9 protein-coding genes are annotated in these 18318 nt (G+C 40.3%); 6 read left to right on the forward strand and 3 right to left on the reverse strand.

Annotated features, from left to right (window positions below; all coding sequences use genetic code 11):
• Positions 1 to 72: 72 nt before the first annotated feature.
• Positions 73 to 4197, reverse strand: coding sequence for a hybrid sensor histidine kinase/response regulator transcription factor (locus tag ACO6S2_RS14195; RefSeq protein ID WP_422359220.1), 4125 nt, complete (start codon positions 4195 to 4197; stop codon positions 73 to 75).
• A 258-nt stretch (positions 4198 to 4455) separates the two neighbouring features.
• Between ACO6S2_RS14195 and ACO6S2_RS14200 the strand changes: the two genes are divergently transcribed.
• The 5 genes from ACO6S2_RS14200 (at position 4456) to ACO6S2_RS14220 (ending at position 11657) form a co-directional block, all read left to right on the forward strand.
• Complete coding sequence (locus tag ACO6S2_RS14200; protein WP_422359221.1) at positions 4456 to 4794, forward strand: hypothetical protein; 339 nt, start codon at positions 4456 to 4458, stop codon at positions 4792 to 4794.
• Positions 4795 to 4855: 61 nt separating this feature from the next.
• Positions 4856 to 8470 (forward strand): T9SS type A sorting domain-containing protein, encoded by a 3615-nt coding sequence (locus tag ACO6S2_RS14205; protein WP_422359222.1) that lies wholly within the window; start codon positions 4856 to 4858, stop codon positions 8468 to 8470.
• 474 nt (positions 8471 to 8944) lie between these two features.
• Positions 8945 to 10027: a helix-turn-helix domain-containing protein gene (locus ACO6S2_RS14210; RefSeq protein WP_422359223.1), complete on the forward strand. Its 1083-nt coding sequence runs from the start codon at positions 8945 to 8947 to the stop codon at positions 10025 to 10027.
• Between the two features lie 80 nt (positions 10028 to 10107).
• Positions 10108 to 11097 (forward strand): hypothetical protein, encoded by a 990-nt coding sequence (locus ACO6S2_RS14215; protein ID WP_422359224.1) that lies wholly within the window; start codon positions 10108 to 10110, stop codon positions 11095 to 11097.
• 254 nt (positions 11098 to 11351) lie between these two features.
• On the forward strand, positions 11352 to 11657 hold the full coding sequence (locus ACO6S2_RS14220; protein WP_422359225.1) for a hypothetical protein: 306 nt from the start codon (positions 11352 to 11354) through the stop codon (positions 11655 to 11657).
• On the opposite strand, the gene rlmD is transcribed toward ACO6S2_RS14220, so the two are convergent.
• Positions 11649 to 13055, reverse strand: coding sequence for a 23S rRNA (uracil(1939)-C(5))-methyltransferase RlmD (gene rlmD / locus ACO6S2_RS14225; protein ID WP_422359226.1), 1407 nt, complete (start codon positions 13053 to 13055; stop codon positions 11649 to 11651). The two genes, ACO6S2_RS14220 and rlmD, sit on opposite strands and share 9 nt — an antisense overlap.
• 160 nt (positions 13056 to 13215) lie before the next feature.
• Between rlmD and ACO6S2_RS14230 the strand changes: the two genes are divergently transcribed.
• Positions 13216 to 15789 carry a gliding motility-associated C-terminal domain-containing protein gene (locus tag ACO6S2_RS14230; RefSeq protein ID WP_422359227.1) on the forward strand — a complete coding sequence of 858 codons (2574 nt, stop codon included), beginning with the start codon at positions 13216 to 13218 and terminating at the stop codon, positions 15787 to 15789.
• Here the strand turns inward: ACO6S2_RS14230 and ACO6S2_RS14235 are convergent, their stop codons facing one another.
• Entirely contained in the window at positions 15790 to 18270 is a 2481-nt protein-coding gene (locus tag ACO6S2_RS14235) for a DUF5686 and carboxypeptidase regulatory-like domain-containing protein (protein WP_422359228.1), read from the reverse strand.
• Between the last annotated feature and the right edge of the window lie 48 nt (positions 18271 to 18318).

Genomic DNA, 18318 nt, shown 5'->3' on the forward strand with positions numbered 1-18318 from the left:
ATTAGACAGATGGTCTCCTTATTCGTCAGAATCAACCATAAAAAACTGAATGTCTGTTGTTTACACCTACAATTAAAGAGACTTCAAAATTTGACTTGGGGGGAAATTATATTTCTCGACAAACACTTTATGGAAGTAGCGGCGATTGCCAAACCCAGTCATATCAGCTACTTCGGTTACATTATGTGTACCGGACTTTAAAAGCTCAAAGGCTCTTTGCAGCCTATAGTTGCGAATAAATCCGGCAATAGACAAATTAGTGAGCGCTTTAATTTTACGGTAAAGCTGACTATGGCTCATACCTATCTCGCCGATCAATTCATCCACAGAGAATTCTTCATTACTCAATTGGGCCTCAATCAGCGCATGCAAACGATCCATCAATTCCTGATCCATTAAACTGTAACCTCCCTCTCCTTCTTCTGAATCCTTTGAGCCAATCGTATATTTGGATTGTAATAGCCGTCTTGTTTGGATTTGATGGTTTACAGTGAGCAATAGCTCATCTACACTAAAAGGTTTATTCAAATAGGCATCCGCTCCACTTTCCAACCCTTCTACTCTACTCTTCAACGTAGATTTAGCGGTCAGCAAAATTATGGGCACATGACTACTCAGCGAATTATTTTTTAGCGCTTTCGTCAGTTCGAAGCCATCTTTTTCGGGCATCATCACATCACATATAATCAAATCGGGAATATGCTTCAATGCCAGAGCCACTCCCTCGGCTCCGTCACTGGCCATTAGTGTTTGATACTTTTCTTGTAATACAGATTGGATAAAAGTCCTTAAATCATTATTGTCTTCTACGATCAGAATCACTTGTTTTTCTGATTCTGGGTCAATCCCCTGATTCTCAACTTGGGGCAAGTCATCCAGAACAAAAGTTTGATGGATTTCGCTTGCTTCATCGACTTGAGATGTGCTTATTTCGGAAGATGAAACCTGCTCAATCGGTAGTTCAACCACAAACTGCGTTCCTTTGCTTACCTCACTAGACACCCGGATTGTCCCACCTTGCAATTCGATAAGTTCCTTAGTAAGTGCTAGCCCTATACCTGTTCCTTCATACTCCCTTGTAGTGGCCCCTTCTACCTGATAGAACCGATCAAAAATGTATGGTAATTTATCTTCAGCTATTCCTATCCCGCTATCCTTCACGCTCAAAGCAATGCTATTGCCATCAACTTCTGATGGTCCAATAGTAACATCTATTGTCCCCTCCTCTGGAGTAAACTTAAGCGCATTTGACAACAAGTTGTAGATAATCTTATCCAGCTTATCTCGATCGAATAAATGATAAGAAATGGGCAGCTGTGAATCCAGATTAAGTCTGATATGCTTTTGATACGCAGCACTCTGAAAATTCTCAACCACATTTTTGACAAACTCATTTAAAGATCCTCGATAGAGCTCCACAGACATTTGTTGATCTTCAAGCTTGGATAAATCCAATAACTGATTGATCAACTGAAGGAATTTTTTGCTGTTTCTCCTGATCAGCTCCACCTGACTCCTGGTAAAGCTCTCATCCAACTTGTTTTGCTTTAATATTTGCTCAGAAGGACCAAGAATTAATGTTAGCGGCGTACGAAATTCATGTGTAATGTTTGAAAAGAACTGGGTTTTCAATCTGTCCAATGCCTTGAACTGTTCTGCTTCTTTTCGTTCAAGCTTAAGTCTATTCTTGAGTTGTATTCTGCGCCATTGAAAACGTGCAATTAGAAAAATTGTAGCTAGCGAAACAATCGCATAGAGCGACATAGCCCACCAGGACTTCCACCAGGGAGGCAGGATGGTAAGCTTTATACTTCGTGCTTGTTCATTCCAGTGGCCATCATCATTAGAGGCCTTGACTGAGAATGTATAAGACCCAGCCGGTATTCTGGTAAATACCGCTTTCCGGTCTTTATAATCTGTATAAATCCAATCCTCATTAAATGGCTCTAATTTATAAGCAAACTGGTTTTTTTCAGGTTGTTTGTAATTGAGTGCTGCAAACTCAAAGGCAAACATGTCCTGATCGTAGTTGAGTACGATTTTTTCTTCGTGGTTCAAGGCGTGCTTCAGTACCGAAGAATCGTTCACTTGTACAGATTGGTTAAACAAGAGAAAATCGGTCCATACCACTTGTGGTAAATCGGTGTTCTCCCCAACACTATCTGGATGAAAAACACTGAGTCCATTGACACCTCCGAAATACATAAAACCGTTCCGGTCCTTGTGATATGCCTTTCCATTAAACTCATCGCTTTGCAGACCGTCGGCATGATCGTAAACTGTAAAGGTGCCCTGATCCGGAACAAATTTATTGAGGCCTTTATTAGTGCTCAACCATAGATTGCCCGTATCATCGGCTAAAGCCCCATAGATAAATGCGTTCGAAAGCCCGTCTTTTTCATGATAACTTTTGAGCGTTTTCGTTTTTGGGTCAAAAAGATGAAAACCACTTTTCGATCCAATCCAAATTCTTCCATTCGGTTCTTCGGTAATATTGGTAACTTCATTGCTTGAAAGCACTTTGCTCTCGACTAGCTTAAAGATATCCTCCTTAAAATCGAACAAAAACAATCCAGCAGCCGATCCCACCCAGATTCTATTTTCTGTGTCTTGAACTATGCACGCAGCTGTTGATTGGTTAAAATTGGTTTTGTCATTTTTGATCGCATACCTCTTGATTTTTCCTTCATCAAGGTCTATCCGAAAAACTCCTTTTTTATTAGTTCCGACCCACAGCTGGTGCTGATGATCTTGCAGGATGGATTCAATCCCGATGTCTTTCATGGATACTTTATCATTTCCTTCAAAACGGATAAAATGATCACCTTTGGGTTCATAAAGGTTCAACCCATTTCTAGTTCCAATCCAAATGCGATTTTTGTGATCTTGATAGAGACTCAAGACATAATTAGCGCTCAGCGAATAAGAATCTCCTACATTGTGCCTGTACCTCCGACTTGTGTTGTTTTTTCGGTCGATTACAGTTAACCCCGTAAAGGAACCCACCCATAACTGATTTTGATCGTCCAACAAAACACTTCTCACCGCATTGTCTTGTAGAGAAATCGAGTTGTCGGGACTGTATTGATAGTGTGTAAATGTTCTGGTTCTAGGATCGTGAAAATTCACTCCTTTATTGGATACACCCACCCATAAGTTTTTTGAACGATCTTCCAAAATACTCCAGACTGTATTGTTACTTAATGACTTCGGGTCATCTTCATTGTGCTGATAGCGCACAAACGTATCGTTGGCAACATTCAGTAAGTTGAGACCACCGTTCGCTGTACCAATCCACAAGTCTGCATTTGAATCTTGATAAATGCTCAGTACATGGTTATCGTTGATTGAGGTCTCATCATCTGAGTCATACAGATATCTCCTGAAATTTTTATTTTCAGGGGCATATAGATTCAACCCATCACGAGTCCCTACCCAAATCTGCTGTTTACTGTCTTGAAATACCTTGGTGATCTCATCAGAGCTCAAAGTGAACTTATTGGCTGAGTCATGGTACAAAGAACGAACCATGCGGTTTTCTATGTCTAGTACGTTCAATCCTTTCTTTGTGCCTATCCATAGATTCCCTTTATCATCCTCCTCCAGGGATGTAATGTAATTATTACTCAGAACTGTCGAAGATGATGGGCTTTCATCATAATGGTCAAAGCCTGAAGCATCAGAGTTCAACAGGTTGAGTCCGTTTTCAGTACCAACCCAAATCTGATTTTTGCTATCTTCAAATAGTGCCGTAACATGATTGTGACTCAAGGAATTGGCTCGCGCCGGTTCATTTAGAAGAACATCAAAGGTTTCCTTTTTTGCATCAAATAGGCTTAGTCCATTTTTGGTTCCTACGAGGACTCGACCACTGCTATCCTCAACCATGCAATTGATATGACCATTGCTTAGGCTACTGGGGTCTTCAGGGTTACTTCTAAATGGTTTGAAATGGTATCCGTCGAATCGATTGAGTCCATCTTGTGTACCCACCCAAATGTATCCTTGCTGATCCTCCAGAAGACAAATGGCCGTGACCTGAGACAGCCCATGCTCAAGACCATAATATCTAAATTTTAGGTCAGGTGCATTTTGCCCAACCACTGGACTAATACCGCTGAATGTCAGAAGCATCACAAGGCCGATCAGAAGAACTCCCTTACTAAGATGAATGGTAGTTACTAGATATTTTCTCACGCGTTTTCTTAATGTTCAAAAATATATGATCAGTAGCGAAAGACCGTCTGAAAAGATTTAAACTCTGTCAAAAAAATTGATATCAACACTATTTGTTAATTATCTGATGCTAAAGATTATCGAAACCATCATATCCCCCAATATGAACGGAACTTCACCCGGATTCTTCCATTCATCAACATTTTTTTCAAAAATGGAATTTTACCTATTCATTCACGTCAAAGCTTGCATCAGCAGGTCTGTTTTTCCTTTTATGCCATGGTATTTAATATTGAAACGAACAGATTAAAGAATATAAAGATCGAAGTAGAATCTTCTTTGATCGATTACATGCAATACTCCTGGGAAGATTCCTCATTGCTTGTGAAATACCGACACGGAAACTTCTTAAAACAAAGTGTGAAAAGATATGAAGGTGTTTCGCAGGAGCAGTTTTTTGAAATGCTCAACAGCGATTCTGTAGGCAAAGCGTTGCTTCGACTAAAAAGCCGAATTAAACCCGCATCAAGCCTCGGTATAAAAAACCAGGATTTTAAGATCACCTGCTTTTGTCCATTCGTAACCCAGGTTTGGTCATCCACCCATTTTAATTGTTAAGTATCTACCGTTTAGATTTTTTAGCCATGAAGTATATCGTTTTTACTTGAAAAGCATTCCTATGAAAAATTTTACAATTAAAAAATCACTTTTCTTTATTGCTGCTGCATTGCTGGCTTCCAATCCCTTGCTTGCGCAGAATGCAGACCCCACCTTCACCTCTATGGCAGTTACCGCTGTAGATGACGGTGCTTCCTATAGGTACCTCGCCCAAACCAACGATGCGGACGGTGATGCAGTCACTGTGACAGCCCCTACCAAGCCAGATTGGTTGACACTGTCAGCTATAGATTTAACTACTATAGGAGAAGGAAGCGCAGGAGGCACAGATGGAGATCAGGCGACCGCAGAGTTTAGTGCTCCGACGGGTATTGTAGTAGATGGAGCAGGCAATATGTACGTATCTCAAAACGGCCCTAATCAACACAAAATCAGAAAAATCACGCCGGACGGCATAGTATCTACCTTAGCAGGAGCAGGTCCATCGGGGAGTGCAGATGGTACAGGAAATGCCGCTTCATTCGCTAATGCCTTTGGTCTTTTCATTGATGTATCTGATAATATCTATGTGGCTGATAATGCTCATATAAGAAAAATAACCTCGGCAGGTGTAGTCACTACCATAGGGACAACCAGCCAACCGGTAGATGTAGTAGTAGATAGCGATGGTAAAGTTTATTCGATAGAGTATAATTCGGGAGTGATTAATAGATTTGCTGCCGGCGGCGGTTCGCCGACTACCTTTTCTACGGTTAACGGAGGAGGCCAAATAGGCGGCATGGTGATCGACGCTTCCAACAATATTTATGTAGGAACAAGAGGTGCTGATATTGGTACTGGTAAGATATATAAGGTCACACCAGACGGCAACACAGTCACTGAAGAGGTGACGGATCTTAACCTAAGAGGTGGATTAGCTATGGACGGTGATGGAAATTTTTATTACACTACCTATGGCAATGAGGTTCATAAAGTGACTATGCCAGGTGCGACTGTCAGTACAGTACTCACAGGACTCAACGGATCATGGGAAGTGGCTGTAGATGCTTCTGGTAATATTTATGCCCCATCAACGAATGGTAATCAAATCAAAACCACGTTAAAAGGGTATAAACTAAGTGGTGATGCCACGAACAAGGTAGGAGATCATAGTGTAACCCTCACGGCCAATGACGGTAATGGTGGTACAGTGGATCAAGGTTTTACCATTACGGTAAATGATGTAACGCCACCGTCCTTTGAAAATAGCACTCCTTCTGCTGCAAGTATCACCGGAACTGGCCTTACACTCAATGTAGATATAGATGAAGGCGGAACGATGTACTATGTCGTGCTGGTGGATGGAGCGGCCGCACCTACCGCTGCCGAAGTAAAAGCAGGAACAGGCAGCTCAGGGGCAACAGCCGCAGCCAGCGGTTCTGCTACGGTTAGTACGGGAGATTTTACACATGCATTTAGCATTACCGGATTAAGCACCGCAACAGCCTACGATGTGTATGTGGTAGCAGAAGATGATGAGAGCTCACCCAATGTACAGACATCACCTACAAAAATTGATGTCAATACGACCAACACCCCTCCTTCCTTTACTTCTACTGCGGTCACTACCGTCAAATTAGGAAATGAATACAGCTATGACATCTCAGCAACGGATGCTGATGGACACGGACTCACTTATACGGCCCCAACAGTACCTTCATGGCTTTCCTTCAATGCAGCAGGAGTAAGTACGTTGGCCGGTAGTACAACCAGCGGCATGGCTGACGGCACTGGCACCGATGCCCAGTTTAATCAGCCAGCAGGGATAGCCAGAGGCAATTCAGGGAATATTTATGTCGCTGAATGGGCCAATCACACGATACGAAAAGTTACTCCCGAAGGTGTAGTAACCACTTTGGCCGGAAGTCACGGTACGACCGGCTTTGCTGATGGTACCGGTACAGCAGCCAGGTTTAATACTCCGGCAGGGATAGCGGTAGATGCTTCAGAAAATGTGTACGTTACTGAATTTAGTGGCAATAGAATAAGAAAAATCACTTCTGAGGGAGTTGTGACTACCATAGCAGGAAATGGTACAGGCGGCTTTGCTGACGATACCGGCACTGCTGCTCAATTTAATGGACCAATTGGCATAACGATAGATGAATCAGGGAATTTATATGTTGGTGATTTCAATAATCATCGTATTCGAAAAATTACCGCCGAGGGAGTTGTGACTACTTTAGCAGGAAGCGGCATAGCTGGCTTTGCTGACGGCACGGGTGCAGCTGCTCAGTTCAGTAGTCCTACAGGAGTGGTCGTAGATGCTTCTGGAAATTTGTATATGGGAGAATTTTCTGGCCACCGCATTCGGAAAATCACGGCTGAAGGAGTGGTGACTACTTTGGCAGGAAGTGGAATAAGCGGTTTTGCTGATGGTACCGGCACTGCTGCACAGTTTAATTCTCCGTTTTCAATCACACTGGATCAATCAGACAACGTGCTTGTGGGAGGCAGTGGCTTTCGGCTTCGCAAGATAAGTCCTGCTGGTGTAGTATCTACCGTAGTCGGTAATGGTAGTTCCGGATTTGTAAATGGAACATTATCAGAAGCACGGGTTGGACAAATCTGGGGAGTGGCAATAGAAGACCAAGGCAAGATTTTCCTTGGAGACCAAACCTCTCATACCATTCGAACAGTATCAACAAGCAATAAATTATCAGGCACTCCTACTGCAGACCATATTGGAACACATAATGTGGTTCTGGAGGTTTCAGATGGTAATGGGGGTACGGTACAGCAGAGCTTTACAGTTGAAGTATTGGAAAACACACCTCCAGCATTCACTTCTGCTGCCACTGCTTCATTTGAGGAAAATGGCACAGGTACTGCTTATACAGCTGTAGCCACAGATGCGAACAACATTACCTACAGTTTGGGATCGGGTAATGATGAAGCGCTGTTTGACATTGCAGGAAGTACTGGCGTAGTGACTTTTAAATCGGCACCAGATTTTGAAACTCCTGGTGATGGCGACAAAAACAACACCTATGTGATCAACGTCATTGCCACAGACGAAGCAGAGAATGCCTCCAATCAGGACGTGACCATTACGGTGACGGATGTAGATGAAGTTGCTCCAGTCTTCACTTCAGGTACTGCAGCTAGTTTTGCTGAAAATGGAACAGCTACTGCTTATACTATATTAGCCACTGACGCAAATACCTTGACCTACAGTTTAGGTTCTGGTAATGATGAAGCACTGTTTGATGTAGTGTCATCGTCTGGTGTAGTATCATTCAAGTCAGCCCCGGATTTTGAAACTCCTACAGATAGTGACAAAAACAATACCTATGTGATCAATGTCATAGCTACTGATGCTGCTGGCAATGCGACTAATCAAGAGGTAACAATCACGGTGACTGATGTAGATGATGCTGTATTGGGTGTAACAAACCATCTAAATACATTCTATGTGTATCCCAATCCAGTGACTGAAGAAAACTTCACTGTGAGTTTTGATCAGGTACGAAATGGTACAGTAAGCGTACTCAATATGGAAGGAAGACTGCTTAAGACATTACCTGTAAATGGAAAAAAGGTAGAGTTGAACCTCTCCGATGAAGTCCCTGGAGTCTACCTCATCAAGCTCTCTTCAGCAGAAGGTACACAACAAACGAAACTGTTCAAGCAATAAGATATTAATCAATTTTAATACACAACAACACAAACTGCTCCGATCTCTTCGGGGCAGCTTTTTTTTACATTCAATTCCTAGAAGTGTGTCTCTTAAGACTTCAACCTTTATTTACACTCTACTCTCTAATAAGACAATATTCTCCACATGAGATGTTTGTTTGGCTTAAAAACACCCTTTTCAAGCGTCAGGAGATGCTTTTTTGCTTATCAAACTTTTCCTCGGACAAGGATATATTCATTTCTCATTTTTTTTATTCCCGATGTGAAAATGATGGGAAATGCTTCTCATCTTTTGAAGACACAAGAAATCGACCGAAAAAATCCACTAACACTAGACTGAAAATGGGTATCTCCACCTATGATTTTAAATATCATCATCACTCGAAAGCTGGGTTACTATCCCCGAAATTTTGTACTTTATTTTTTATCTAACCAAATTATTTAATAGCATTGAAGTGGTTAAAATTTAGTAATGGATTTAAACATTGTCGAAATTATATTGATCACCAGTTTGGTCAACTCACTATTTCTTTTGATACTGGTATTCATCTCTAAAGCCAAGAGAAACAATATCAGTATAACTCTTACCTTGTTTATATTTCTGACATCTCTCAACTTTGTCAGCTGGATCATTGTTCCTTACCTGAGCTTTAATTATTACTGGTTTTGTTTAGATCGCTTTCCCGTTGTATTTTTTCTAGGCCCATTAGTCCGTGAGTTTTCCTGCCTCATCAGTCAAGACAATTATAACAGAAGGAAATTTTTAAGCTCTAAAAGTCTATTTGCTGGCTACTTTGATGTTGCATTAACTGGCTTAGTTTGGATATACATATGCTTCATAAACCCTGAGGATAAATTCGAAATTCTTTTTGACGTTTTTACCTTACACATCTATGAAACATTAGCTGTACTTTACAATGGTTTTTTTATTTTTCAGGCTATAAAAATTTTCAACAAAGCCGCCTCAAAATCACCAAAACTCAAACACGTTTTTTTAACGATAGTCGTAATCTTTTTTTTGTGGATCAGCACATTTCTTGCAGATCTTTCGGTCTACCCATCTCAGGTTCCCGATAGTACATTCTATCCACTTTGGCTACTTATGTTTTATCTCAATTTATACTTGGCTTACAATTTTCTATTAAGCCCGACAAGATTCACTTCACCCCTTTCAAGTTCAACTCAAAAGGATTCAGAAAAGGATGAAGATTTAGCTCAAAGGTTGAAAACATTAATGGAGTCAAGCAAGTTTTTCAGAGACCCCAAAATCACATTGGCTTCACTTAGCTCCAAACTGGAAGTAAGTTCAGGTAGGATTACGTTTATCTTGAGAAAACATTTCAAAATGAACTATTATGATTTCATCAACAAATACAGAGTTATGGATGTCATGGAGCGCTTTAGAGCCGGTGATAGTGGTAAGTTCACCATTAAGACAATAGCTGATGAATCCGGTTTTAGGTCCAAAACTACTTTTGTTAAAGCCTTCAAAAAAGAAACTAACATGCTCCCAAAAGAATATATTAGTTCAATCAACACTAAAAAGTTCAACTAAAGTTGAACTGAACATATTCCCGTTTCATTCAAAGACATAATGAATTTGCTGAAACTAGTTTTGACAAAACAGCAAAACAAATGAAACGGACAGTATTATTTCAATTTATCTTAATCATCACGCCACTGGCGAATAGTGTTTCTCTGTGGGGACAAGTGACATCAACCAATCCTGAGATCATCGATGAACTTATTAGTCGCACACTCATTGTCGAACAACTGGAGACCGATCAAAAAACAGTCGACTTTTACGATAAAAAGATTGCTAACGCAAAAAAGCAGAATTTAAAAGATAAGTATACAACCCAAAAGGGTGAGTATCTAATGTTCCCAAAAAAGTACAATGAGCTTATATCTCGGGCTGCTAACAAAATTTTAAAATCTCATCCGTCCATTGAATACAAAACCTCATCAGAGGTGGAACAGTTGCGAAAAATTGGATCATCTGGTTACACAGTTTTGTATTACGAACCGTTTACTACGGTAGGCTCCAACCTTCACATTAAGTCAATAAAGTATTCAAGAATAGAAAGTAAAAAAGCAGATTATTCCTTTTTTCTTCCTGCTATTCCTTATCGGGATGAGACAGAAATCATGGAATATGAAGATTATAAGATTGCCCTTAAACTAATGATAAATCATCTGGAAGCTACCAAGGCACAGCAGAATAAGAATTATTCATTTCATAACTACGCAAAAGATCAATCGACACAAAATTGCAGTGAAAAATCAAGGTATTCGTTAACAATAGATCAAAAGATGGTTCAGAAGAATGAATCCAAAGAATCTATGAGTAAAGCTTTTGGAAATTCCGTCAATCCGGTACCTACTGCTGAGCTTCTCAAGCTAATTGAAAATGATGTGGACCAAATAATTGCTTTGGCTATACCCTTAAACATCGTTAGCGGAACGTCTCCTGCTAATACAGCGATAAAGATTTCTAGTTCAAATGTGAACGTATTCAAATGTCTTGTAAATACGAAAACTGGTAAAATTCTGGCTGCTACCGGACAAAAAGCATCTGTCAATATCAACTCGAAAGAGTTAAAGAAATTAGGTTCTTGTAAATAGGTGTGAAATGGCCAAAGTTCTCCGCAATTTATCAGAATCTTCAAAAAACACAGTATGCTTCTAAAGGGTTATCTCAGTTCAATCAACGCTAGACAGTTCAATCAAAGATGAACTGAAAATACTCCTGTTTCAACGATACAAAATAACAAGCTTTTCCAATTGTTAAAAAGCAATTACCGACGGGCTATAGCTAGACATATCTTATGTAGAATCCATTTTAGTTAACAGTATATTTAACGAACCATAATTACATCATGAAAAGAAATTTTAAAAACCCAATTCCAGTGTTCTTATTTATAAGTGGATGTCTCTTATTCTCCATGACTGCATGTGAGGAGGAGGATCCAACTTTTTGTTTTGAATGCAAGCGTGTAATTCAAACTTTTGATTCTGATGATTTTCTTTTTCTCCGCCAAGAAGATAGCTTTTCACGTTGTGGAATTACAGAAGCTGAAATGCGTCAGGTAGAAGCTGATGGTACTAGAACAGAACAAGTCACTTCTGGCTCCAACGCAGGAGGCAGACAGGAATTTTTTACAACATGTACAAAATCACAATGATTCTAACAAAATCACATTCTCCACATGGTGGGTATGAGGAAACATATCTACCGGTTGAATTTTGGTGACTTTGTATTGCTCGTCCATCAAAGCAATGTCTCTGGCTTGAGTCGCAGGATTACAACTTACATAGACGACCTTCTTCGGTGAAAGTTTCAAGATCATGTTCACCACATTTTCATGCATCCCTGCTCTTGGCGGGTCGGTAATGATCACATCTGGCTGACCATGCTGAGCCACAAACTCGTCATTGAGCAAGTCTTTCATATCGCCAGCGAAGAAGTCGGTATTGGTGATACCATTTACTTCTGCATTGACGAAAGCATCTTGAATGGCAGCTTCCACATATTCAATTCCTACTACTTTTTTTGCATTTTTTGCACAGTAGTTGGCTATGGTACCTGTACCTGTATAAAGGTCATAAACCAGCTCATCCCCTTGCAAGTCTGCAAACTCCAGCGTTTTGTCGTATAATACTTTGGCTTGGGCAGAGTTGGTCTGATAAAATGACTTTGGTCCTATCTTGAATTCCAAAGCACCCATTTTTTCTACGATATGATCCTTTCCTGCGAAGGTTAGAATCTCCTGATCGTAAATGGTGTCGTTTTTCTTTTGATTGATCACATAGAGCAATGAAGTAATCTCTGGAAATTTCTCCTTGAGATGATTCATCAAAGTATTGATTTTTTCTTCGTCATTTTCAAAGAATTGAATCAACACCATCAACTCGCCAGCATCTGTATATCGAATCATCAAAATCCGCAACAAACCAACCTGCTCTCGGATATCGAAGAATGAATAGTTGTTGGCTATGGCGAAAGATCGTATTTCATTTTTTATGGCATTGGCTGGATCAGTCATGAGGTGACACGTATCAATATCCACGATCTTATCGAATAATCGAGGCACATGAAAACCGAGTGCATTTCGTTCGATCACCTCATCAGAATCGATCTGCTCCTTCGTCAACCATTTCTTATTGGAAAATGTAAATTCCAGTTTGTTTCTATATCTGTCGGTTTTGGCTGAGCCTATGATTGGTGCAGCCTCTGGCAATTCTACCTTTCCAATGCGAGTGAGGTGATCCATCACCTGTTGTTGTTTGAAGGCCAGCTGAGAATCGTAGGCCAGGTTCTGCCACTTGCACCCCCCACAAGCACCAAAATGTTCGCAAATCGGCTCAATACGCAAATCAGAATATTTGTGAAATTTAACTGGATAACCCTCCAGAAAGGACTTTCTTTTTTTCCGTATCTGCACATCCACCACATCACCAGGTACAGTTCTCTCTATAAAAACTACCCGACCATCATCCTGCTTTGCCAAACTCTTACCTTCTGCGGCTACCGCCTCCACCGTCAGGTTTTCAATTACAATATTCTTTTTCTTTCTTGCCATGAGCCGGCAAAATTAGATAATTGATCTTTCAAAATTCAATGTTTCAGATTCAACATTTAGGAATTATTTCGAATGGTAAAATGGTTCTATAAAGACAGAGTGGGTCAATTCAGCAAAATAAATTCCCGTTTTATCAATCCTCTGTTTATCTTGTTCCAACATGAAAAAACTGATACTGGTTTTACTTATTGCTCTTTTATCCCAACTCAAGGCTCTCGCCTTTCATATCGTGGGCGGAGAGATGGAGCTGGTACATATTGATGGTTATCAGTATTACCTCAATTTGGTTCAGTACTTCGACAAGGCACAAACTGACAATCCTGGCCCAGACCTATCCGTTCAGGTTTATATTTTCAGAAATAGCGATCATACTCTAGTAAGAACTGAAACACTCAATTTGAGTTCGGAACAGGCTGTTGAATATAGTAATCCAGATTGTGCGATTGGGTCACTACAGACTTCCAGAGTTTTTTATTCTGCAGAAATCACGCTGCAGCCTGAAATTTTCAATGAACCACAAGGGTATTATGTAGTTTGGGAAAGATGTTGTCGAAATACTTCCATATCAAATATTGTAAACCCGGGAGGACAAGGCATGACGTATGCATTGGACTTTCCTCCAGTGATCAAAGATGGAAAACAATTTATAAACTCTTCGCCACAGCTATTCCCTCCGCTGAGTGACTATGCCTGTGTAAACCAAACCTATTACACCGATTTTGCAGGTACTGATGCTGATGGAGACTCTATTGCCTACTCCTTACAACTGCCGTACAATAGTACTTCACAAGTGGCTCTTCCCATTCCACAACCTAAACCCTTTGTGGAATTGATTTATGCCAATGGCTCCAACATCAATAATATCATTCCGGGCAATCCCTCTTTAAATATAACTTCTGCCGGTTTTTTGACAGTAAACCCCACCTCTACTGGGCTGTATATTTTTTCAGTATTAGTAGAAGAGTATAGAAACAAAGAAAAAATAGGAGAGTTGAGACGCGATTTTCAGATGTTGGTCATCGATGGCTGTGATCCACCTACTCCACCAAAAGCTCAAGTTCGTTTGCCTGGAGAAACGGAATTTTACAATGAAGTTGATATCATCAACTATTCAGCTGCTGAGGAGAAGTGTTTTGAGTATTTAGTAGTAGACAATGCAGGTGAAAACGTGACCCTCAAGGCAGAAGGAGTAAATTTTAATGCCGATGTTTCTGATGTCTTTGAGTTCACTTCAGGCCCAATCAATGCATCTGGAGATACGCTAAGAGTTGAAGTTTGTATTTCTGATTGTCCATATGTTCAAAACGAGCCCTATATTATAGACCTCATTGCTTCAGACAATGCTTGCCCTCTTCCTCAGCGAGATACCGTACGAATGACCATCAATGTGGAACCTCCGCCAAATAATAGCCCCTATTATCAAAGTCCTGACGCAAACAACATTCAAATAAGATCACAAGCCGAAGGCCAAACTGTAGCGCTGGACGAATTGTTAATCGGTGTTGATGATGACCCTTTTGATTCGTTGCGGTTCTTCTTTTATGCAGAAGGTTACGACCCTGTAAACTATGGTATGTCTCTAGATACTATTTTGGACATTTATGGACGAAAAGAGGTGAAATTCAATTGGAATACAGACTGCAAAACTTACCCCTTTGGAGATAAAAACACCTTTGACCTGGGCGTAGTACTTGAGGATTATGACACTTGTGCATTTGACAGTGGAGACACCCTCTTCTATGAACTCGAGGTAATTCTTCCGCCTAATACTGCTCCAGAAATTAGTGGACCAGAGTCTGATTATAATAGACAGATTAAATCCAATTTACTTTTTGATGTACGAGCTGACGACGACGATGGAGACCCCATAGAACTCAAAGGAGTTGGAAACATCTTCAACTTTAGTAGTGTAGGAATTTCATTCGAAGACAAACAAGGTAGCGGAAATGTCGAATCGCCACTTACCTGGGATTTGTCCTGCGACAATCTGGGCATCAAAAGCACCGCAACCTATACACTCTACTTTATAGCTGAGGATACGGACTACTGTGAGGAGACCAATGCTGATACATTGGCAGTTCAAGTAAATGTGGTGGTACCTCCCAATACAAAACCAGTATTCGAAAATGAAGAATTCTATTCATTGAGCGTCAATGACGAGTTTGTTCTGGAAGTAATTGCATCTGATGGTGACAACACAGATTTACTTACTTTAGATTTATTGTCTGTCAATTCTGCACCTTCATCAGAGGGTTTTTCTTTTGAAGGAAATACAGGAGTAGGTGCAGTCTCTTCCACCCTTACGTGGACACCGGAGTGTGATTTGCTTGGAGAAAATCGCACACCCGAAACATACCCTGTTGATTTTTTAGTTTTCGATGACAATTGTCCAAACATAGAATCAAGAGTCCACACTATAAACTTCCAAGTTGAAGAGCTATCAGTCGACTACGATATCTTTACTCCTCCCAATGCTTTTTCTCCTAATGGAGATGGTCACAATGACACTTATACTTTGAGCAATCTGACGGAAGACTATTACAATCTACCTCCGGACAACTGTGATGATCAGTTTCAGTCTATTGTAATTTTTGATCGAGCTGGAGGAAAGATTTTCCAATCTAACGACAGGGAGTTTGTGTGGACAGGTGATGGTGCTGATCCAGGCACCTATTATTTTCACATTGATTATCTCAATACTGATTACAAAGGTGTCATTACTTTGGTCAGGTGATTAAAACCCAAGACCCACTCGAAACCCATGTCCATAGCTAGAACCATCCTGCACGGCACCGTAAAAGTCAACTCTAAGTACTTTGAAGAGGTGTTCTAATCCAACTCCATATTCGAGATAATGACTGGAAGCAGGTGTATGTAGATACTTGACAGTTCCTACCACCTGAGCTTTTGTTTTTCTAATAAATGGCAGTTTGTTTAAAATAAAACCATTGAAATGGTGATCAGCATGAAGGCCTACCCAACTGCCCGAAGTACTGAACTGATAATAATCTAATAGCTGATAATGATCATTGCCAAACCTGGCAAATACAGACTCATTGCCCATATGATGTTTGAAATCAATAAATGTCATCTGCTTATCATTTAGAAATGTGCCAGCCCAAGCTGTATAGTTACCGCTACCAAACAAGCCATAGTTGACACCTTTAAATACTCTGATAGCCATCTCATCAAAATCAACATCTGAACCCAGGGCAGGAATCCCCTTTCGGTAATACACAAACAACGTCGGGTAAGGACTGTCTAAATTAAACTTTTGATCTGGTCGAGTGATATACTTCTGCCCAAACTTGATGTAAAAACTTGTTCCAAAAACAAGCGCATCAGAAGTGCCAAAAGAAGTACTTGGTAATTCCGCAGTCAATGGTGCATTCGGTTCAAAATCTCGATCTTCGTTGTAAAAGAAAGAATAGTCTGCCGTGTTGTAAAGCTCATTTCTTCGGACATACTCTAAAGTTGATTTCCAGGTAATACCATTCACCACCTCGCTTGAATAATAGAGTTTGACAAACGACTTTTCATACAACTTCATATAACTCCTTCTGTTGACCAAGCTCTCAAATGAATTGATCAAAGGGGAAATGGGAGCATCCTCGTTGAATTGAGAAACGAACTTCCCTCCTTCTAAGTAAGCTCTGGTTCGTTTGATTGGATCAAACTGATAAGCAAACTTGGCCTTATAATAAAAATTATCACTCGAAAACCCATACCGTAAGGTTGGTGTGATTTGATACTTCCAAATCGCATCTTTTTCCTGGGTAAAGACCGTTTTAAAGTTGACCACAGCCCCCTCCACTGTATTGTATTGTACCAGATCATAAATAGGCTGAAATCTAAAGTATTGCTCTTTAAAGGATTGCTGTCTAAAATAACCACCTATAAATAGGTTCTCTATATTGAACTTATTGGCATACTTGTCTACTGAATCTTTGTAAGACTTGGATTCCATCAAGACCTGCAGGCTATCCTTCCACAAATAGTCTACTTTCTCAATTTTAGTTAAAGGAATGGGTCTCACATCTTCCCAATAATCTTTATCTCTCTGATTGGCTTCCTTTTCTATTTTGAGCACCTCATTGTCAAAATAACCATCAGCAAAAAGTTGTTCATTTGAAATTCCTTTGGACCGAGCTGCTTCGTCATTCAACTGTATTTGATATTCAGAATGAATACCTACAAAATTTCCATTGCCTCTAAAGCCTAACACATTTAAGTAATAGGTGAACCTTTGAGAAAGCAACATCCAAACCTCTTCCTGTACAGGAGCATACACTTGGTAGACATTGACTTGATCAATAAACTCGATCTGGTGTTCTTTAGTCAATTTCAAATCCACACTATGAATCCTCCGGGAGTCCTCCATGATATAGACAAAACCTTGGAATGCGGGATCATTTTTTCTTTTGGGAATGACTCTAATCTTATTAATCAAATGATCACCTTCGAGAATGGTCCCTTCCAGTTTGTAGTCATAAAACATCATCGCATTGTTAGCAATCGGTGAAACAAACCCACGTTCTGACAATCCTGGAAAAGTCAATAAATTATCATAAAAGGTGATCAACATCTGCGAACCCTGATTGTAGCTGAAAGCAGAATTACTACCACTCACCTTGGAGGAAATCATAACCTCTTTGATTTTATCAGGCTGCGCCACACTCAATTCAGAAACCGACTCAGACAGATATACAATACCGGTATCCAATGGAATATTCACACCCAGCACCTGGTCCGGCCTTTCGTCCAGCGTCTGCATGCCCTTGATATAGACTTTGCATTTATAAGCCTCCACTTCCTCCAAGTGATACTTCCTTTTAGCTATAGCCTCTCTAATTACTGCGTATGCAGGATCTTCACCATTAGCTGTCACCACCACTTCCTGCAATTGTAATACCTCCGGTTCCAGCACAACGTTTAGTAGTATACGACGATGATCCACTTTTAAGGGAATCTCCTGTTTTTTATAGCCTACATATTGATAAACCAATACATAATCACCCGGCGAAAGCTCGATACTATATCGGCCTTCAATATTGGTTGTGGTTCCTTTGGTAGTGTTTTGTATGTATAGCGTAGCATAAGGAAGCGGTTCTCCTTGCTGGTCAGTCACGGTACCAAAAAGCTCTGCTGACATTCCCTGAAAGAAGCCGCATATTAATAGTAGACCGACTAAAAATGATTTAAAAAATAGGTGCATGAAGTAGGCTATCCAATCACTAATTCAAAGCCAAATTAATAAAGAATC

The sequence above is a fragment of the Reichenbachiella sp. genome (assembly GCF_965233835.1).
Taxonomy (GTDB): domain Bacteria; phylum Bacteroidota; class Bacteroidia; order Cytophagales; family Cyclobacteriaceae; genus Reichenbachiella.